Source organism: Pseudomonas sp. TE3911 (genome assembly GCF_054062775.1).
Window position 1 is genome coordinate 5,511,101 of the sequence record NZ_JBSSFP010000001.1, and the last position, 20,898, is coordinate 5,531,998.

A 20,898-nucleotide genomic window follows, 5' to 3' on the forward strand; every position below is an offset into this window, starting at 1 on the left:
AAGTCTCGGAGCCAGCTGTCTCAGGATACCCTGCTTGAGCTCACGAGCTCAAAGCCTACGTTCATACATCGTCGTGGCCAGAGCCGAGACCGTTTTTAATATTTTTCCGAACCGGAAAGCGGCTCAGGCGGTAGGGTGAGACAGACTTTAAAACTCAATCGAACACGCTACAGGCCCCGAGATTCGTGCCGAAGTGAGACAGACTTTAATGTCTACGATCAGCCCATCGGGTCTCCAGGTTTCAACGCAAGGACGCCACGTTGATGCCATCTTCCTTTCCCCACCTCGGCGAGCGTTTGCACAATCGCCGATTTGTGGTCGCGAATAACACCCATGGGCTTTCCGGTACCGGCACGGTGTTTCATTACCGTGTCGACGGTGATGCCCTATCCAGCACCTACCAAGGCGGCCGAATCCGCACGGGGACGCAAGTCGGTCGCGTGACCGGCGCCGATACCATTGAGCTGCTTTTTCAGTGTCTGACGCTGGACGGTGAGCTGCTGTCCGGTTGGTCGCGAGGCACAGTGACTGTGGATACGTCTGGGCGTACCAGCCTGAGCTTTGTATGGGGTTGGTTATCGGGTGCGACCGGAGGCGGGGAATCGAATTATGTTGAGCTTGCTGAGGGTGACAACTGCTCCTAAGGCACAAACTCCACCCGCAACCCCCGACTTGTGCTGCGTCCTTGATCATCACTGACCCGCAACCGATATTCCCCTGACTTGCCCGGCCTCCAGTTCAGCGTGGCTTGCGGCGGGCCTTGGCCGATCAAGGTTTGATCAGCGAACCAGTACAGCGTCGCCGCATCGCTGGCCGCATTCGCGTTCAGCGGGATGCTTTCCTGGGGTTGAGACAAGCGCAGTTGGTAGCTCACCTGAGTCAGTGGCGAGCGAATCTGCGGCGCTTCGCTCTGGTCGGTGATGCGGTTGGGTTGGCAGTTTTTCATCACGTTGGGCGGGGTTCGGCGGGGCAGGCCGGCTGCTCGGTACAGGCGTTGAACGTCGCTGGGCCAGAACTCGAATATGTCCTCTCGTGTGTATTGCGGATCGAACGGCGGGCACGCGGCTTTGCCGGTGCGGGTGTCGATCAGCACCGGGCGGTGCAGGTTGGAAACACGGATCGGCGAGACGCCGGGGATGTACCAGGTCTTGCGGGTTTGCGGGCACCAGCGGTTGGGCAGCTCACCGGAGGCAGCGCAGACATCAATGCGCACCAGCCCCGCAGGCGGCTTGTCGGCTTTGATCGCGACGTTGGGTAATGCCAGGGGCAAAGCGTCAGCAATGCGGAAGAATAGCGGCGCGGCGGTCTTGGCACCAATAAACGCTGGATTTGGCCGACCATCGAAGTTACCCACCCACACCACCAACACATACGGGCCGACCAGTCCGGCGCTCCACGCATCGTGAAAACCCCATGACGTACCGGTTTTCCAGGCGGTTCGCCAATGGCGGCCGGGCAGGCCATCTGGGCGCGGGTTGCGGCGCAGCATGTCGCGCACCATAAACGCGGCCTGCGGGCTGAGCAGTTGTGCGCCGGTGGTTTGCGGCTGTTGCTGCAAGTAGCGCAACGGCCGTAAATGCCCGTCTCCCGCCAACATCACATACAGCCGCGCCAGCTCCTCCGGGGTCATCTCGCCGCCACCCAGTGCCAGGGCCAGGCCGTAATGGCTTTCGTCGCGTAGGCCTTTGATGCCGGCGCGTTGCAGCAAGCCGTATAGAGAAGGCGACTTGACCTGGCTGGCCAGCCACACGGCGGGGATATTACGACTACGGATCAACGCATCCCGGGCCGTCAGTGGGCCGACAAAACTGCCGTCGAAGTTTTCCGGTTGGAAGTAGCCGAAGTTACTCGGTAAGTCCTTGAGGATGCTCATGGGGTGGATCACCCCTTGGTCCAGCGCCAGCCCATAGAGAAACGGTTTGAGCGTAGACCCCGGCGAGCGCCGTGACAGCACACCATTGACCTGTCCATGGATGTCTGTGGATAAGTAGTCCGCTGAGCCCACCAGCGCCTTGACGCTCTGATCGCGGCTGTCGATCAGGATCGCGGTGGCGTTCTCAACCCCGGTGCTGCGCCGTTCGGCGATAAACCCGGTGATCAGACGTTCCAGCAATTGTTGCAAAGGCAGATTGAGCGTGCTGTTCAACTCATTACCAGCTTGAGCTGCCAGCAATTGCTCGCTCAAGTGTGGCGCCAAAAAAGGAATCTGCTGGCGGTTGCGCGCTTCCAAGGGCAAGTCCAGCAAACTGTCATTACGCGGGTCTTGTGGATAAGTCTCGCGCCAGTCAGCCATCAAGCGCAGCCGGGCGTTTTGCAGCGAAGGCCCAAAGCGTGCTCGACGGCCGGGCTGTTGGGGGATTACCGCCAATGCCAACGCTTCGGACAGCGACAACTGCGCCGCCGCCTTGCCAAAGTAGATGCGACTGGCCGCTTCGGCGCCTTCGATATTGCCGCCCATGGGCGCCAGGTTCAGGTACGCCTCAAGGATGTCGTGCTTGCTGTAGCGCGCTTCCAGCCACAGCGCCAACGCCATCTGCTGCAATTTGCCGGGCACTTGGCGGGTGTTGAGATCCCACAGGCGCCGCGCCAGTTGCATGCTCAACGTCGAGCCGCCTTGGCGCTGGCCTCCGCTGTAGGTGGCCATGGCCGCCCGCAGCAACGCCGGGGGATTGATCCCCGGGTGCCAGTAGAAATTGCGGTCTTCCTTGAGCAGCAGCGCCTCAATCAATGAAGGTGAAATGCGCTCCAGTGGTAGCCATAGGCGATATTGACCGTCCTGGGCCAGCGTCATACGCAACAGCGAGCCGTCGTCGGCCAATACGACCCTGGAGGAGGTAATGGCCTGTTCCAGCGGCGCATGGGGCCAAAGCCGCACGCCGGCCAGTAACGCCGCAGCTGCCAGCAGCGGCGTCAGGCGTTTAAGGCTTGGTAATTTCAAGCTGGCCTACTTTGCCGCGTCCCTGCAGGGTGGTTTCGTACATGCCTTCGGCGTAGGCCGGTGGCGTATTGAACGTCCCTGCGTTGGTGGCGCGTACGCGGTAAACGAAAGTGCCTACATCACGTAGCGCAGTGCCGTACAACACCACCCGATCATCCCGCACATCCACGTAGTCTGGCTGCCAGTTGCTCAGCTCGGTTTCGCCAATGGGGGCCTGCCAGGTGTCAGCTTCTTCTTCGCTGGCTTCTACGTACTCGGATTCTTCGCCTTCGCTTTCCTCGCTGCTCGCGGCTTCCGGCTCTGGAGGCAAGTTATACACAGGCTCGACACCGCCGGGCAGCAAGTCGACCACGGCCACTTGCTGCACTTGGTCACGGTCGGTAGCCCGTAGGCGCAAGCGCACCAGGAACTCTTCACCCACGGCTACCTTACTCACCGGCTCGCCTTTGAGGTCGAGGTATTCGTGGATTATTTCCAGGCCGTTGTTGATGGCTTTGAGCTTGGCGCCTTTATCAAAACCGGCTTCGCTGAGCATGTAGAACGCTGCCGGGCCATCGGATTTTTCCATGACCAGCTTCTGCGTGGCGCGCGGTACGGCGGCGCGCGGTGGCTGGCCGGCCATTTCCAGCAATTGTTGCTGTTTATCGCCCAGCCAGGCGGTGGCCTTGAGGGTCATGTCGCTTTGCGCGCGCTGGCCATAGTTGTCCAGGGCGCGCAGCAACAATGCCGCCGACAGCGAGTTGTAGCGCTGCTCGTTGAGTCGTTTGCCGAGCTTATCCAGTAGCGCGGTGGGCACGTCATCCATCAGTTCAGGGAAATGGCGCGCCAGCAGGTGCAAGTGTTCGGCGTCGTGCACCAGCGGGTCGTAGTACAGGCCGTCGCTGTCCCACTTATCCACAAGCGAACGCCACGGGATTTTGCGGAACAGCGTATCGGCCTGCCGATCCTGCTTGAGCAGTTTGTAGCTGGCAGCCAGGTAGGCGGCGCCCAGGTCGTTCTGCCAGCTGTCCTTGAAGTAACTCTCGTAGCGCTCGCGGATGTCGCTCAGCGCGCCGCTCACCAGAATCCCCTGACGGCTCAGCAGGTAACTGGCGTAGGCACGGTTGCGCAATTCCGACAGGCCTTCGCTCGGGCCGTTGGCCAGGTCTGTCAGATACGCGTTGGAACGCACCAGCAGGTCTTCCGGCACCGGCAGCCCGCGCTCCTTGGCTTCGATCAGGAAATCAGTGGCGTACAGGCTGGCGTACGGCGCCACGTCAGGGTTGGCTGCCCACAATCCAAAGCCACCGGCCTGGTTTTGACGCTGGCGCAACATGCGGACCGCGCTGCTGAAGGCTTGTTCAGCCTCGGGTGTGGTGCCGCCCCAGATCAATGCCGGCATGGCCTTGGACACCAATTGCTCGGTGCATGCATAGCCGTAGTCATCCAGGTAATGCTTGAGGCCGTTGGCCCATACCAGCGGCGAGGCGGCCACGCCCAACTGCACATCACGCAGCTGGCTGAACAGTTCACGTGTGGGCTTGAGTTCTTTGCTGGCGCTGTCGAAACGGCCCAGGCTCAGAGCGACGCGGTGTTCGCTCAAGGGGCGCATTGACGTGGTTTCCGCCACCTGGATCCGCTTGCCATCCGGCAGCACCGCGACAAAGCGCAGGTCTGCCGAACCGAGGGTGTCGCCGACCTTGATCTTGAATTCGGCAGTGCCTTCTTTGCGCGGTTGCAGTGACAAGGTGCTGCCCTTGTCGCCCTGCACCACGAGGCCGGCGCTGGTCTGCACTTCAAATTTCACATCCGCTGCCGCGTCGAGGTTGCTGAACACCCCGGCGCTGACGTTGAACACATCCCCCGGCGCCACGAAGGCCGGCACATTGGGCGTGATCACGATCGGCCCGCGCACGTCGGTAGTGGTCTCGCTGACGCCCACGCTGTCGGTATCCACCGCGACGGCAAACAGGTGCAACTTGCCGTTGAAGCTGTCGGGTACCTGGTAATGCAGCACGGTTTCACCGACCGGCAAATCCACCAGCCCGGACCACCACGCCACTGGCGGCTGATGTTTGCGTTTGAACGGGTTGAGGTGATTGGCCAGGGCGCCTTCCGTATCGCCTCCAGGCGCCGCCCCACTGAGCAGGCGGCTGAACTCCGGCAGGATCAGGTCAAGAATCTGACTGGTGCCGACTTCCAGCGCACGCTTCTGGAAGAAGAAACCCAGCGGATCAGGCGTTTGATAGCGCGCTACTTGCAGGATGCCTTCGTCCACCGCGTAGATCACGGCGCGGCCCGGGCGGTCGGTGTTGACCTTAATGTCGAGGATTTGCCCCGGCTCGATCTTCGCCGGGCCGTCGACCTTCAGTGCCATGCGCCGCGCGTCCAGGTTGATGCTGAAGGGCACCACACCGTAGGAAAGCGGGCTCATATAAACCTCGGACGAACCGATGTCCCGCACGAACTGCACGTTGACGTAGGCATTGCCCTCAAGGCCCGCAGGCACGCGGATATGTTGCACGCTGTTGGTGCTGTCTGCCTTGAACCACTGCTGGGTGTAAACCTTGTCGCGCTCGATGGTGATCAAGCCCGCGCCGGTGTACGGCGCGCGAATGCTGATGGCGATCTCATCACCGGTGGCGTAGCTGCGTTTATCCAGGCGCAGTTGCAGCTCGGCGTTACGCTCCAGGGAGCGCGAGGTGTTGCCGCGCCCGGCCACGCTGTAGTCGATCTGGTTGAGCAGGTTGCCGTTGGCGTCCTTGAGTTGCAGGGTGAAATCCCCTGGCGTGCCGGTGTTCAGGGTCTGCTTGGCGCCGTCTTTGGTCATCACCAGCGGTGAGGCCGGTTGGCTGATGTTCTTGATACGTGACTCGTACTTGTAGGTACCGTTGGATTGCTTCACCAGCACCGACACATAACGGTGCTCGACCACTTCGCTGGTCAAGCCATCCACCGCAAGCGGTGTGAGGTCTGGCGCGACGGCCAGCCATTGCACCTGGCGCGGAGCGTCCTTAGCGACGTATGACAGCGAATCCTGACTTTTCACACCCACCAGGTACGGCGCGGACGACACCAGCAACGCACTTTGCGCCGCCACGTTGCGGCCACCTTCAGCCTCGAACACCTGGGTCATCACTTGCAAACGATAGGTGCTGTTGGCGAAACGTTGCAGGTTGAGGTCGAGCACGGCCTGGCCGTTATCGTCGACGGTGGTTTCGGCCAGGTCTTCGGTGCTGGCGTCTTCCAGGGAATCATTGAGGCGGAAGCGGTAATCGGGGTAACGGTCGAATGCCGCGAGCGTCGGGCTCAGTGACATTTTTGCAGTAACGCGACGGCCCGAGGCCGGGGCGCCGAACAGGTGCATGGCGGTGACTTTAGCCACCACTTGGTCCGGGGGAATCCAGCCCTGCACCGGCGTGTCGTGCAGGCTCAAACTGACCTTCATGCGGTCCGGCTCGAAATCGCGGACTTTGAAGCTGACACTGCCCAGGTCTGTGCGCGTTTGCTTCTGGCCAATCAACTGCAAGGTCGCGGTGTATTCCCCGGCTGGGGCCACTTCGCTGCTGGGGAAATCAAAGGTTTCAAACCCGCTGGCGGAGAGCTTCAGTGGCTGGCGAATCACTTCCAGACCGCGCGGGTCGGTGATTTGCAGCTCCACCGGCAGACCTTGCAAGGCGCCTTTCCAGTTGCCGCTGCGCACGATCATGCCCAGGTGGGCGGTTTCGCCGGGTCGGTACAGGCCGCGGTCGGTAAACAGGTAGGCGCTGAGGCGATCAATCGCACCGTCTTCTTCCAAACCGCCTACATCAAAGCGCGACAAATCCAGCTGCTGGGACTGACGGGCGATTGGCAGGAACGATTGGTCATTGCCGCGACTGACCACATACATAAGCGGCGTTTTCTCACGGCGCAGTTCATCCAGCTTGGCGAAATGCACATGGCCTTCGCCGTCCGTGTGACCGCTGCTCACCGGCAAGCCATTGCGACCGATGATGTCGACTTGCGCGTCGGCCACCGGCGAACCATTACCGATGGACTGCACATACACGTCGTGACTGCCGTCGCTGGAGCGTTTGGCGATGATGCCGAGGTCGGTCACTACGATAAACCGCAGGTCGCTGGTACTGCTGCGTTCATATTCGAACGTACGCTCGGCCGGTTCATCCTGTGGGCTCAGCTTGAGCACGAAAATGCCGCGACGGCCGCCGTTGGCGGTGAGGTAGTGGCTCAAATCTACGTTGTCGTAGACGGTTTTGGCCGGGTCATTGGATGACATAGGAATGTCCAGAGACTGACGCTCGACCATACGATCGAAGTACTCATTGCCAAAGTTCGGCCGCGCAAAACTGCCGCTGCTCTGGTCCACCAAGTGTTGCAACTGGTTGGGCAACAGGCGGGCGATTTCCACGTGGGCGCCGGGCACTCCCCTGGCCATGAAGCCCAGGCGTTTCTCGCCAGTGAGGCTGAGCAGGGCGCCGTCAGACAGGAACTGCAAGGTGCGCGGATACGCCGGCATGCTGACCAGCGACGCCGTAGGATCCTTCGCCAGATAGCCGCCGATGGCCTCCAGGTTAGCGGGCACGCGTACATACAGCGCACGTCCGGCAGGGGCCTTGAACTTGAAGGCGTGCAGGGTGTTCAGCGGTTCGACGCTGGGCACGTGGGTCAGGTTGACCTTGGTGCTGCGGGCGAGCAGGGCGTCGTCGATTTCATTGGTGTTATAGGGGCGGGTGTCGTTCTGGGCTTTTTCCGGCAACAGCCAGGCTTGGACCTTACCGGCGATGGTGTCATCGGCTACAGCGCTGGAACTGCTGAACATCAGCACTGGCTCTGGCTCTGCGCGTTCGTTATCCACAAAGCTGATTTCGGCGCCCGTAAATGTCAGGCGATAGCGACCGGGTACGGTGACTTTGGCCACCAACGATGCGGCGCTGGCGTTGCCGCCATCGCGGGCCTTGATGCCTTCGTCGAGTTTGGCGCTGACCGGGGTGCTTTCCAGCGGGGTGGCCAAGGCTGCGGAGCGTACGTAGGCGTTGAGTTTTTTCTCGTCGAAGGTGATCTCCGGGCGATTTGGTAATTGGGCGTCGCGGTAGGTCAGGCCTTTGTCGAGGGTCACCGTTACGTGCTTGCGCAGGCTGTCTTCATCCACAGGGTGGGAAAAATGGAAGGTCGCCACCAGCTGCTTCAGCGTCGGGTTGGATGGATCCTGGTACAACTCGTTGGCGGCCAGGGTGGCGCGGAACGGTTGGGTGGAGAACTGGGTGCTGTACTGATCCAGCAATACGCCATCTGCCAACAGGTTTTTCTTGGCCAGATCAAGGGTGTAATGGGCGTCGATAGGCCAGTCTTTCTCCGGCACGAACAACAGGCTACGGTCATCCGCCCAGCGCCAGGTGCCTGCGACCTCGGGCTTTAGGGTAATGCCCTCGGTGACGGGTTTGCCGATGGCCGCAAGGGGCGCCACGGACTCGGCGAAGCGCACTTGCAAGTTATCCACAACTGGCGTTGGCTGGGTGTAGTCAGTCAGGTTGGGCTTGTGCAGCGAGTAGCTCGCGGTATGCGGCTGCGGCAGATTGGAATACCAGTGCCAGCCGTAGAAGCCAGCGGCCACGAGCAGTGCTAGCCCGAGCAATCCGGCACCCGTTTGACGCGGGTAAGCACGGGCTTTACTCCCAAGTTTTTCCACGCCACGGCCGATAGCACGCAGCCACAGCGGAGGATGCCATTGGCCGAAAACGGCCCCCACCACGGTCAGAAACACGCCGACAACACGACGGCTGATGGCTTTGAGCGAATCGAACATGGTGAGCATCCCTGGCTAAGTGCGGCGTATCTTACAGCGTCTTTGATACAAAAGATGACGCCGATACGCCGTATGGCGGGATGTTTATAGGGTTAGTGAGCGCCCATGCATGCCAGCGAGCGGTTGACCATGAGGTTGGCCATGTCCTTCAGGTGTCCGGCGGCTTTTGTGGGAGTGGGCGAGCTCCCGATGACGGTGGATCAGTCAACATCTTCAGCGAGTGACACACCGCCATCGGGAGCAAGCCCCTCCCACATTTAGCGCTCCATTGAGCTGAGAATGCTGGTGGTCAGGTCCACCAGTAGCGTACGAGGTGGAAGAAAATCGGCGCGGCGAAGCACACCGAATCCAGCCTATCCAGCATGCCGCCGTGGCCTTCGATCATATGCCCCCAATCCTTAACGCCCCGATCCCGCTTGATGGCTGACATGACGATCCCACCGGCAAAACCGAGCAGGTTGATCAGCAAGGCGATCAGGAACGACTGCCATGGGTTGAACGGCGTGGTCCACCACAGCGCGGCGCCGATCAGGGAGGACAGCAGAATCCCGCCGACAAAACCTTCCACGGTTTTGGACGGTGACAGGTTGGGCGCGATCTTGTGTTTGCCGAACAGCTTGCCGCACACGTACTGCAACACGTCCGAGAGTTGCACGACGATCACTAGATAGGCGATCAGCAGCAGGTTGCGGCCTTCGTAGCCGGGGATGTCCAACGTCAGCAGGGCCGGGACGAAAGACACGCAGAACACCGCGATCATCAAGCCCCATTGCACTTTCGAGGCACGTTCGAGGAAGTGTGTGGTGTCGCCGCCCAATGAGGCGAGGATCGGCAGCAGCAAAAACACGTACACAGGGATGAAGATCGAGAACAGCCCGTACCAGTCCGAATAAATCAGCAGGTATTGCAGCGGCAGGGCCAGGTAGAACGCGGCCACCAGCGCCGGGTAGTCGCTGCGTCGGGTCGGGGTGAGGGTGAGGAACTCGCGCAGGGCGTAGAAGGACACCGCGTAGAACAACAGGATCACCGCACCGGTGCCGAGCCAGAAGGCGATACCGATCACCACCACCATCACCCACCAGGCATTGATGCGGGCGTTGAGGTTGTCGATCACCGCGTTCGGCGTGCCACGGGTACGCAGTTTGAGGATCAGGCCGATCAGCGAGGCGAGTACCAGGATCGCGCCGATTCCGCCGAACAGCATCAGGGTTTGGCTATCCATGTCAGACATGCTCCGGGGCGAGGGCGAGCAGGGCGTCGCGTGTGCGGGCTAGAAATAGCGCCTTGTCTTCACCGTCTTCCAGTTGCAGCGGTGCACCGAAGCTGGTTGTGCATAACAACGGCAGCGGCAAAACGCGCCCCTTGGGCATGACCCGGTTGAGGTTGGCGATCCACACGGGGATCAATTCGGCCTGTGGGTAACTTTTTGCCAGGTGGTACAGGCCGCTTTTGAACGGCAGTAAGCCGTCCTCCGGATTGCGCGTGCCTTCAGGGAAGATGATCAGCGAATCGCCACCCTCCAGGGCAGCGAGCATAGGCTGTAGAGGGTTATCCACAGGGTCCTTGCGTTCGCGGTCGATCAGCACACCATTAAACACGCGGTTGATGATGTAACGACGCAGCGCGCTTTTATTCCAGTAATCACTGCCGGCCACCGGGCGCGTGAATTTGCGCAGGTTTTGCGGTAACGAGGCCCACAGCAGCACAAAGTCGCCGTGGCTGCTGTGGTTGGCGAAGTAGATGCGTTGCACCGGCACGGGCGCGCAACCCAGCCACAGGCTGCGGGCGCCGGTGACGGTGCGGGCCATGGAGGTAATCAGCGTGGCGACCACAGGTTCGAACATGGGGATTCCTTATCCGGCGAAAGGCAGCCAAGGGCTGGCGAGGATCACGCCCAGGGTCAGCAGCGCTTGCGCGCCCAGCAGCCAGGCTTGTTTGCGCAACAATTTGAGGGCGCCGCGACGGCGCTCGGCCCAAGGTCGGCCGGCCCGATTGGGCGATTGCAGGCCGAGGGTCTGCAGGGCTTGGTCGAGGTCGGTGGTGCGCTCAGTATCGCGGGCCAGCAGGGCGAACAGGTCGGCGTCGAAGGCCACGCGCAGCGCCCAGTACTTTTGCAGCATGCCGAGGATAATCATCCACAGGCTGAGCAGCAGGCAGATGATCGAAATACTCGCCATCAGCAATTGGGCCAGGCCGAATAGCACACCGGCCACGGTCAGTGCTGTGGATAACTGATCCAGCGAACGGCCACGGCGCAGCAGGCTGGCCACCACCTGGAGTTCCATATCAGCGGGCATGGGGCAAACCCTCCAATGCTTCACGGTGAGCGGGGTGCAGGACCACATCGTTCCGTGCTGCACGAATAATAGTCAGCGCTTCGTCCACCGTCGTGGCGCGCCCGCTGTGCAACAGCCAGGCGGCGACGGCGGTAGCGCTGCGTGAGTAGCCGAGGGCGCAGCACACCAACAGCGGGCCGCGTGCGCGGAGGCGTTCGATGGCTTCAGCAGCTTGCCGGCATTCGGTGGGTGTCGGCGCTATCAGATCGAGCACCGGGATGCATTGATACGCGCGGCCCTGTGGATTAATCGGCAGTTCGGCGCATAGATCCACAATGGCGCTGAATGAACTCTGCTCCTTTGAGGTAGGAATCCGCCCCAGCCAAACGTTATCCACAATCACGTTGGGCTGTGGATGGTTGCGTGTCCACAGCCGGGAATTGATCCAGGCGGCCACTAGATAGGGCGCATATAACCAGCGCGCGGCGGGTGTGAGCTGACCATCAGCGCGCTTCTGGAAACCCGCCGCGCCCAGCACGAAGTAATTCGCCTTGATCAGCCCAAGGGAAACCGCTGGCCACAGCAGCCACAGCCACCAACCGCCCAGGCTTAACGCCACGATGATCAGCGCCAGGGCGCCCAAGCCGTAGCGCACGCCCAGCTGCCAGCGCTTGCGGTCTTGGGTAAGCCGCGTATTCAACAGCGGGCTCGGATGTTCGAGCGGCCACAACCACACGCAAATCCAGCCCGCGAGGGCGCCTGTGGGTAAGTCGATAAAGTGATGTTGATAAGTGGTCAGCACCGAAATTCCGATCAACGCGAACCAGCCATGCACCAGCCAGCGCCAGAAACCTTGGGTATGACGTTGGAACATGACCCACAGGATCACCAGCAGCGCGATGTGCAGCGACGGTGCCTGGTTGAATGGCTTGTCGAAGCCCGCCAACACCGCAAACAACCAGCCAAACACGCCATCCAGCTCGGGCCGCTCGAAGGTGAAACGCAGTGGCCAGATCAGGAAGCAGCTCACCGCGATCACCTGGGCACTCAGCAGGCGCAGTGCGTGTTGCTTGAGTTCATGACGGGTGCTGGGCAGCAGCAGGGAGAAACCGTAGAGCAGGTCGATGGACCAGTAAGGCACGATGGTCCAGGCCCAGAACGGCATATGGGTTTCCCAGCCGAACACCAGCGTGCCCACGTCGCTGCGCTGGCTGGTGACCCAGGTGGCAAAGCCGTAGGTGCTGAAGAACAACGGCGCTAATAGCAGCAGCCACAGGACGGCTGGTTTCAACAAACCGGGTTCGCGCATGCTCAGATCTTCTGTGCCAGGGACACGGTAAAGATGCCCCACTCATCCACACGCTGGGTGATTTTGCGGAAACCGGCGGCTTCCACCAGTTGGTCCATTTCCGCCTGGCTGCGACGGCGCATCACCCAGGCCTGGCCTTGGCGATGGCTGGTCAATGCGCGGGCAATCAGCTCCAGTTGCGGGTGCCATGGCTGGCCGGTGTACACCAAGTAGCCACCGGGTTCGACCGCTTCGGCGAGGCCGGCCAGCGAACCGCCGACCATGCTGTTATCGGCAAACAATTCATACAGCCCAGACACCACCGCCAACGTCGGCTTGGGTTCCAGCGCCGCCAGGTCCGCGCGATCAAACGCATCGCCTTTGACGAACTGCGCGATATCCCCCAGGCCTTTCTCGCGGATCAGCGCGCCACCGTCGCGCACGTTGATATCGCTGTAGTCGCGCAACAGGATCGATTCCGGCAGCGGCGACACGCCCTGCAAGGCTTCCAGAATGTAACGCCCGTGGCCGGCGGCGATGTCGACGATACGTACTTCACGCTGTTCATCCCGCAACTTGGCCATGGCCAGGCGCAGCAGTTCTTCGACGTTCAGCTTGCGCTGACGGATGCCGCGCCAGCCGATGGAGTTGAGGTAGTTGGTGTCGATCATCCGCCCCAGCCCGCCCTTGCCGGTGGGTTTGTTGCGGTAGACGTAGTCCAGGGTACTGCCGGAGTCGAAACCGGTGTCGAAGCCCAGTTTCACCCCATCTGACAGGTTCTTGCCCAAGCCCATGCTGGCGCGGGTCATGCGCCAGTACAGGTCACGCAGGGAGTTGCGCGGCAGCGGCGCGGCGAGGGATTCGGACTCGGCGCAGGTGGCGCCCAGTTTGTCGGCGTCGAGCAGGGAGGCGCGGTCCAGCGGGTGAGCAAAGTTTTGCAGGATAAAGCGCCTGGCACTGCTCACCGCCACGGCGCGGTCACGTTCGCCGAGGGTGTCGTGGAAAAAACCGGGCAGGATATGCAGCTCTTTTTTCAGGCTGCCTAAGCGGTCGAAAAATTGCTGCTGGGGTTTGCGATGCACCACGAAGTCGGAGCCGGAGATGAGCAACTGAGTCGGCACTTGGATGGCCTGGGCATCCGCTACAACCCGGTCGGCTGCTTCGTACAGACCCAGCAGCACATTCACTGAAATCGCCTTGGTGATCAGCGGATCGCTGTCGTAGGACGCCACTCGCTCCGGGTCATGGCTGAGGAACTTGGCCTTGACGTAGCTGTTGACGAAAAAGTTGCCGCGAAACTTGCGCATCAGCGCCAGGCCTGGACGAGCGAACGGCACGTACAGCTTGACCTTGAACGCTGGCGAGGCGAGCACCAACGCGCGGATTTTCGGCGCGTAATCGTGCACCCATGTGGCCGCGATTACCGCACCGACGCTTTGGGCGATGACAGCGAAGTTTTCCTCTTCGATGCCGTAGGTGGCGCCGATATGGTCACAAAAGGTTTGCACGTCGCGGGCGCTGGTGGCGAAGCTGGGGCTGTCACCGCGCTCGCCGGGGGATTGGCCGTGGCCGCGGGCGTCCCAGGCGAAGAAGTCGAACTGGGGCAGGTTCAGCTCATCGACCAGATGGGCGATGCGGCCCGAATGCTCGTGGCCGCGATGGAACAGCACGATCGCCTGGCGTGGCTCGCCATCCGCAGGGGAAGTGGCCGGCCAGTGTCGGTAAAAAAGCTCGACGCCATCATGGGTACTGAAGGTGTGTGCTTGCTGTTCGCGCATCGCAAAATCCTTATGCAGAAGGGGAAGGGGTTTCTTTCAGGCCTTGGCGTACGCGGTTGACCAGGGTGTAGGCGAGCAGGGCGGCGACCAGCCACATCACCGTGTCGACCCAACCTGCGCCGAGCCAGCCCAGCGCTACACCGGTGGCCAGCACGCCGAGTACAAACGCCCGATCACTTTTGCCCATCGGCCCGTCGTAGCGCCGTGAAGCGCCGACCATGGGCCCGAGCACACCGGCGTATTCGCTGAATACCGCCAGCAATGCCACCAAGAGCACCGGCGCCAGGCTCACGCCCGGGATCAGTGCAAAGGGCAGGATCAGCGCGCTGTCCGCGATCACGTCACACAATTCATTGAGGTAGGCGCCCAAGCGCGACTGCTGGCCGAATTCACGGGCGAGCATGCCGTCGATGGCATTAAGGGCCATGCGCGCAATCATCCACAGCGGGATCAACGCAAATAGCCACAGGTGTTGGGCGAAGCTGGCAATCAGCAGGCCCACCAGCAGAGAAATCACTCCGGCCAGAACGGTGATTTGATTGGCGGTGGTGCCGTTGTCGTAGAGGCGCTGCACGAGAGGACGCAGCAGGTTTTGAAAACGCGGTTTGAGCTGATAGATCGAAATCATGGGGGGTGACGCTTCCTTGTCCGTGAGCCCGCGAAAAACTGGTTTGGAGTGTGCCGATTAATCATGAGATCTACCAGTGATGGCTCGTGTTTATGGGGGTTTAGTCACGCTCTGCAGAGCACTGAGAAACAAATGTAGGAGGGGGCTTGCTCCCGATGGCGATGGATCAGCCAGCACAGGCACCACCTGACAGGTCGTTATCGGGAGCAAGCCCCCTTTCACAGGGGATGTGTGTCGTGTTCAAAAGCGCTTTTTGACGAACAAAAATTTCACGTCGCGTGTTATATCGTAACGAATTGTGTACAGGCGGGCGTGTTGGGATGCAAGTGGATCTAGAAGCTGACGGCGCTTCTGTAGAAGGCCTCGCGCGCTTTCAACAGGGGCAGTTCCATGCCCGTCGATTGCGTCAGGCCGGTATCAGCCTGACAGTGCTGGCCGTCGCCGGTTGGGTGCTGGCGCTGTTTGTCGCCTTGTTTGCGCCGCTGTCGATCTGGCCGGTGGTATTGATCAACAGCGCCTGCGCGTTGCTGGTGCTGGTGGCGGGTTTGCAGTCGGCGTGGTGGGTGGCCGATTGGCGCGCCCAGGCGCTGGAGGAACCCGCGGTTGAAGTACCGGTTGAGCAAACGGGCCGGTACGCGCGGCTGGTTGGGCGCTTTGGCAAGCAGATTGGCGCGCCGGTGTTGTGGCTTGGCGGCTGGTCGCTGCTCGCGCTGGTTAGCGTTATCGAATTCTGGAACCTGGCGTTGCCGGCTTCGGCTGTAGGTCAGTCCGCCAGTATTGGCGCCGCGTTGGCCTTGGCCCTGGCGTTTGGCTTGCTGGTGTTCGAACGTCGCCTGGCCCAGGAAACCGCCGCGCAATGGCCGGAAGCTTCGCAACTAGCGCAGTTGAGCCGAGTGGCGATCATCTGCCTGGTGGTCAGCGCGATTTGCCTGCTGTTTGCCGGTGCCGAGTCCGTGTGGCCGTTGCGTCTGGCGGTGTTGATTGGCCTGCTGCCGGCACTGGTGGCGGCGGAGTTTCTGCTCAGGGGCGCGTTGTCATTATTCAGCCCGCGCCAACCGCATCTTGAACCCCGCCTGATGGCGCAAAGTTTTATCGCTGGTTTGCTGCGCTGGCCGCCACAACCGTTGCTGGCGTTGCAGCACGAGTTGCACAACCGCTTCGGCATTGACCTGCGTCAGATCTGGGCCTTTACCTACATGCGCCGCGCATTTTTTCCGGTGGTGCTGGTGGTGCTGGCGATCGGTTGGGCGCTGACCGGTGTGCATGAAGTGCCCCTGCAAGGCCGTGGGATCTATGAACGCTTCGGCAAACCGGTGCAAGTCTTCGGCCCCGGCCTGCATGCCGGGTTGCCTTGGCCATTGGGTCGCGTCATTAAAGTGGAAAACGGCGTGGTGCATGAATTGGCCACCAGCGTCAGCGAAACTGCTTCGCCCGAGCTGACACCTGCGGAAGGTCCGGCGCCGTTGATTGCCAATCGACTGTGGGACGCCAGCCATGTGAATGACAAATCCCAAGTCATCGCCAGCAGCAGCGGCGATAAGCAGGGCTTCCAGATCGTCAATATGGATGTGCGCTTCGTCTACCGCATTGGCCTTACCGACGAGGCCGCGCTGTCGGCTACGTATAACAGCGCGGATGTACCGACCCTGATCCGCAGCACCGCCAGCCGCATCCTCGTGCACGACTTTGCTTCGCGCACTCTCGACGAATTGCTCGGCGAACAACGCACCAGCCTGGCTGACGAAGTGGGGCGCGCGGTGCAGGCGGATCTGCAGAAACTCCACAGCGGTGTGGAAATCCTCGCCACCGTTGTGGAAGCCATCCACCCACCGGCCGGTGCCGCCAACGCCTATCACGGCGTGCAAGCTGCGCAGATCGGTGCTCAGGCCCTGATCTCCCGCGAGCGCGGAGCCGCCAGTGAGCAGACCAACCAGGCCCTGTTGCAAGCCAGCATTGCCCGCGATCAAGCCACGGCCACGGCCCATGAAGTGAATGCTGGCGCACAGGCGGCCGACCTGCGTTTCGCCGCCGAACAAAAGGCCTATGCCAGTGCAGGCCAGGCCTTCGTGTTGGAGCAGTACCTTGGCCAACTCAGCCAGGGTCTGGCCCACGCCAAACTGCTGATTCTGGATCATCGCCTGGGCGCCGATGGCGCACCGACGATCGATCTGCGTTCTTTTACCTTGCCGGCCGATCCCTCGGTGCCGCGTAAAGCCGTTCAATAAGGAGTCTGTCTGTTGAGCGCTCATTCCCACGATCACGGTCATCACCATCATCACGGCCACCACCATCACGGTGATGAGCACGCTGCTGGCCCATTCCCTTGGCGGCGTATGGGCTGGGCCGTGTTGCTCGTATTGTTTGCGGTCGCTGCGGCAAGCCTGGTGCAAGTGCGGTCCGGCGAAGCCACGGTGATTACGCGGTTCGGCAACCCGTCGCGGGTGTTGCTGGAGCCGGGCCTTGGTTGGCGCTGGCCGGCGCCGTTCGAAGCGGCGATCCCGGTGGACCTGCGCCTGCGCACCACCTCCAGCGGCTTGCAGGACGTGGGCACCCGCGATGGCTTGCGCATCATCGTGCAGGCCTATGTGGCGTGGCAGGTGCAGGGCGATGCCGACAATGTGCAGCGCTTTATGCGTGCGGTGCAGAACCAGCCGGATGAGGCGGCGCGGCAGATTCGCACCTTCGTCGGCTCGGCACTGGAAACCACGGCGGCCAGTTTCGACCTGTCCAGCCTGATCAACACCGACGCCAGCCAGGTACGTATCGCCGATTTCGAGGCGCAGTTGCGCCAGCAAATTGATCAACAATTGCTCACTACCTACGGCGTACGCGTGGCCCAAGTCGGTATCGAGCGGCTGACGTTGCCCTCGGTGACGCTGACCGCCACCGTCGACCGCATGCGTGCCGAGCGCGAAACCATCGCCACCGAACGCACTGCCGTGGGTAAGCGCGAAGCGGCCCAAATCCGTTCCGCCGCCGAGCGCGACGCGCGCATCGTGCAGGCCGACGCCACGGTGAAAGCCGCCGATATCGAAGCGCAATCGCGTGTCGAGGCCGCGCAGATTTACGGGCGGGCCTACGCGGGTAATCCCCAGCTGTACAACTTGCTGCGCTCGCTGGATACCTTGGGCACGGTGGTGACGCCGGGCACCAAGATCATCCTGCGCACCGACGCCGCACCATTCCGTGCGCTGGTGGACGGACCGAAGGACGTCCAGCCATGACCGAGCGTGACAGCCCGGACAGCCCATGGATTCAGGCCGGGCGCCTGACGTTCATGGCGCTGTACGCGGTGACTGTGTTGGCGGCATTGGCCTGGGCATTTTCCAATGTGCGCCAGATCGACCCGCAGAACCGCGCCGTGGTGCTGCACTTCGGCGCCCTCGACCGTATCCAGAATGCTGGCTTGCTATTGGCCTGGCCGCAGCCATTTGAGCAGGTGGTGTTGCTGCCGGCCGCCGATCGGGTGATCGAGCGGCGGGTGGAAAACCTGCTGCGTTCGGAGGCGGCGGTGCAGGCTGACCGCGTGGCCAGTTTCGCCACGCCCTTGAGCGATGCCATGGCCGGCTCCGGCTACCTGCTGACCGGGGATGCCGGAGTGGTGCAGCTGGATGTGCGGGTGTTCTACAAGGTCACCGAACCGTATTCCTTTGTATTGCAGGGCGAGCATGTGTTGCCGGCCTTGGATCGCCTGGTCACGCGCAGCGCCGTGGCCCTGACGGCGGCGCGGGACCTGGACACGATTCTGGTGGCGCGCCCGGAACTGATCGGCGCCGACAATAGCGCCGCCGAGCGTCGTGAACGGTTGCGCGGTGACCTGGTGCAAGGCATCAATAAGCGGCTGGCGGAGTTGACCTCAAGCGGCTTGGGCTTGGGGATCGAAGTCACCCGTGTCGATGTGCAGTCGAGCCTGCCGGGCCCGGCGGTGAATGCGTTCAATGCGGTGCTGACGGCCAGTCAGCAAGCCGATAAAGCGGTGGCCAATGCGCGCACCGAAGCGGAAAAGCTCACCCAAACCGCCAATCAGCAAGCTGACCGTGTGGTGCAGGTTGCCCACGCCCAGGCCAGCGAACGCTTGGCCAACGCCCAGGCGCAAACCGCCACCGTCGCCAGCCTCGCCCAGGTCAAAGACCCGGGTTTGCTTCTGCGTCTGTACCGCGAGCGCTTGCCGAAGATTCTCGGCCAGGCGGGCTCCGTGACCACGGTCGACCCTAAAGACGACTCCCGCTTGATCATCCAGGGAGCCGAGCAATGAGCGCACCTATGTTGACGTCCGCCGAGCAGCGCAGCGCTGCCCGGCAATTGACCCTGGCCATGCTGGCCTTGGGATTACTCGTGCTGGGCCTGGTGTGGCGCTGGCTGGCGCCGGACCAGACTGGCGTCAGTCAGCTATTACTGGGTGTGGCATCACTGCTGGTGGCCGTGCCGGTGATGCGTTCGGCGTGGTACAGCCTGCGGTTTCCCAGCCTGCATGGCATTACCGATCAACTTATCGCCTTGGCCATGCTTGGCGCCTGGGCTACGGGGGATCTGCTGACGGCGGCGTTGCTGCCGATCATCATGATCTTTGGGCATGTGCTGGAAGAGCGCAGCGTGATCGGTTCCCAGGAAGCGATCCATGCTCTGGGCAAACTGACTCGCAGTCATGCGCGGTTGGTGCAGGCCGACGGCAGCATTGTTGAAGTGGACAACGGCACGCTGAACACCGGCGATATCGTGGAAGTGCGCGCCGGTGACCGTGTGCCCGCCGATGGTGTGGTGTTGTCGGGCCAGGCGAGTCTGGACACGGCGCCGATCACCGGTGAGTCGGTGCCGTTGGAAGCCAGCGTCGGCGTGCAGGTGTTTGGCGGGGCGATCAACCTCGACGGTCTGCTGCGCCTTGAAGTGACGCGCACCGGCAACGAGTCGACCTTGGGCAAGGTCATCGCGCTGATGCAGAACGCCGAGCGGTCCAAGCCGCCGATCACGCGACTGCTGGAGCGCTATGCGGGCAGTTATATGGTGTTGGTGCTGCTGCTGGCGGCGGTCACCTGGTTTGTGACCAATGACGCCCAGGCGATGCTCGCCGTGCTGGTGGCGGCGTGCCCCTGTGCGTTGGTGTTGTCGGCACCTGCCACGGCGATTGCCGGGATCGCCGTTGCGGCGCGCCATGGGATTCTGATTCGCAGCTCGGCGTTCCTGGAAGAGCTGGCGGACTTGACCTCGCTGGTGGTCGACAAGACCGGCACCCTGACCTTTGGCACGCTGCGATTACAGTCCATCGAAACCCTTGAGCCGGACCGGCAGGCGTTGCTGAATCTGGCGGCCAGCCTGGGCTCGGCGAGCAGTCACCCAGTCAGCCGCGCGCTGGCGGGGTTGGCTACCCAGCAACAACTGTTGATGCTGACCGACATCCGCGAACGCCAGGGCCTCGGCGTGGTGGCGCAGACCGAGCAGGGCGAAGCGGCCCTTGGGCGTCCGGAGTTGTTCGAGCAGTTGGGCATTGCCACCACGGGCGTGCCCAACCATGACGGCCCGATTGCCGGGCTAGCCCTGAACGGGCGATTTCTCGCCTGGCTGTTGCTGGCTGACAGCGTCAAGCCGGAAGCCCGCCAGGCGCTGCAAGAATTGCGTGAGCTGGGCCTGGGCCGCCAATTGCTGCTGACCGGCGACCGTCAAAGCGTGGCCGACAGCTTGGCCTTGGACGTGGGCATCAGCGATGTCGAAGCCCAGGCGTTACCTGAGGACAAGCTCAACCGCGTGCTGGGCGAAATCGGCAGCGGCTTTCGGCCGATGGTGGTGGGCGACGGGATCAATGACTCCCTGGCGCTCAAGGCCGGCGTGGTGGGCGTGGCAATGGGCGCGGGCGGGGCGGACATCGCGCTGGCTTCGGCGGACGTGGTGCTGATCGGCAGCGACCTGCGCCGCCTCGGCACCTGTGTGCGCTTGAGTCGCCAGTGTCGGCACACGTTGCAGGTCAATGTGATCATCGGTCTGGGCTGGACGCTGGCGATTGTGGTGTTCGCCGCATTTGGCTGGTTGGGGGCCGCAGGGGCAATGATCGCGGCGGTGTTGCACAACCTCAGCACGTTGCTGGTGCTGGGTAACGCCGGGCGTTTGCTACGCTTCCACGAGCCGCTTTTGAAACTCGACGAATAATTTTCAGCAATATTTGCGCACCGCTGTAACGCCGGTGGGGGGCCTCACTCTAGTGGTGTGTCGAGAC

The 20,898-nt window shown here is 62.1% G+C and carries 13 protein-coding genes; 5 read left to right on the top strand and 8 right to left on the bottom strand.

The genetic code is table 11. The features are described 5' to 3' along the window. Positions 1–263: 263 nt before the first annotated feature. Positions 264–644 (top strand): hypothetical protein, encoded by a 381-nt coding sequence (locus ACVWXD_RS24995; RefSeq protein ID WP_032885171.1) that lies wholly within the window; start codon positions 264–266, stop codon positions 642–644. Here ACVWXD_RS24995 and pbpC read toward each other — a convergent pair. The 8 genes from pbpC to ACVWXD_RS25035 form a co-directional block, all read right to left on the bottom strand. Then, a complete protein-coding gene (pbpC, locus tag ACVWXD_RS25000; RefSeq protein WP_457371443.1) occupies positions 641–2,938 on the bottom strand; it encodes a penicillin-binding protein 1C in 2,298 nt (765 codons plus the stop codon). The genes ACVWXD_RS24995 and pbpC overlap by 4 nt on opposite strands. After that, on the bottom strand, positions 2,919–8,723 hold the full coding sequence (locus ACVWXD_RS25005; protein ID WP_457371444.1) for an alpha-2-macroglobulin: 5,805 nt from the start codon (positions 8,721–8,723) through the stop codon (positions 2,919–2,921). Before ACVWXD_RS25005 ends, pbpC begins: the two co-directional genes overlap by 20 nt. A 289-nt stretch (positions 8,724–9,012) precedes the next feature. After that, on the bottom strand, positions 9,013–9,945 hold the full coding sequence (locus tag ACVWXD_RS25010; protein ID WP_032885177.1) for a phosphatidate cytidylyltransferase: 933 nt from the start codon (positions 9,943–9,945) through the stop codon (positions 9,013–9,015). A gap of 1 nt (position 9,946) precedes the next feature. Further along, on the bottom strand, positions 9,947–10,567 hold the full coding sequence (locus tag ACVWXD_RS25015; protein ID WP_032885179.1) for a lysophospholipid acyltransferase family protein: 621 nt from the start codon (positions 10,565–10,567) through the stop codon (positions 9,947–9,949). 9 nt (positions 10,568–10,576) lie between these two features. Next, on the bottom strand, positions 10,577–11,020 hold the full coding sequence (locus ACVWXD_RS25020; RefSeq protein WP_260366966.1) for a hypothetical protein: 444 nt from the start codon (positions 11,018–11,020) through the stop codon (positions 10,577–10,579). After that, the gene (locus ACVWXD_RS25025; protein ID WP_260366967.1) at positions 11,010–12,308 is read right to left on the bottom strand and encodes a phosphatase PAP2/dual specificity phosphatase family protein; all 1,299 of its coding nucleotides are present in this window, start codon (positions 12,306–12,308) and stop codon (positions 11,010–11,012) included. The genes ACVWXD_RS25020 and ACVWXD_RS25025 overlap by 11 nt, the downstream gene beginning before the upstream one ends. Before the next feature lie 2 nt (positions 12,309–12,310). Continuing rightward, positions 12,311–14,065 (bottom strand): bifunctional alpha/beta hydrolase/class I SAM-dependent methyltransferase, encoded by a 1,755-nt coding sequence (locus ACVWXD_RS25030; RefSeq protein WP_032885182.1) that lies wholly within the window; start codon positions 14,063–14,065, stop codon positions 12,311–12,313. Between the two features lie 10 nt (positions 14,066–14,075). Then, positions 14,076–14,693, bottom strand: coding sequence for a CDP-alcohol phosphatidyltransferase family protein (locus tag ACVWXD_RS25035; RefSeq protein ID WP_032885184.1), 618 nt, complete (start codon positions 14,691–14,693; stop codon positions 14,076–14,078). A 320-nt stretch (positions 14,694–15,013) separates the two neighbouring features. On the opposite strand from ACVWXD_RS25035, the gene hflK (ACVWXD_RS25040) reads away from it, so the two are divergent. From hflK (ACVWXD_RS25040) to ACVWXD_RS25055, 4 genes are read left to right on the top strand one after another with little or no spacing between them, the layout of a single operon-like run. Beyond that, positions 15,014–16,918 (top strand): protease modulator HflK, encoded by a 1,905-nt coding sequence (hflK, locus tag ACVWXD_RS25040; protein ID WP_457371445.1) that lies wholly within the window; start codon positions 15,014–15,016, stop codon positions 16,916–16,918. 9 nt (positions 16,919–16,927) lie between these two features. After that, complete coding sequence (hflC, locus tag ACVWXD_RS25045; RefSeq protein WP_371260679.1) at positions 16,928–17,917, top strand: protease modulator HflC; 990 nt, start codon at positions 16,928–16,930, stop codon at positions 17,915–17,917. Next, positions 17,914–18,948, top strand: a complete 1,035-nt coding sequence (hflK, locus tag ACVWXD_RS25050) for a protease modulator HflK (RefSeq protein WP_095185259.1) — start codon at positions 17,914–17,916, stop codon at positions 18,946–18,948. Before hflC ends, hflK (ACVWXD_RS25050) begins: the two co-directional genes overlap by 4 nt. Beyond that, positions 18,945–20,831, top strand: coding sequence for a cation-translocating P-type ATPase (locus tag ACVWXD_RS25055; RefSeq protein ID WP_095185258.1), 1,887 nt, complete (start codon positions 18,945–18,947; stop codon positions 20,829–20,831). Before hflK (ACVWXD_RS25050) ends, ACVWXD_RS25055 begins: the two co-directional genes overlap by 4 nt. The last annotated feature ends 67 nt before the right edge of the window (positions 20,832–20,898 follow it).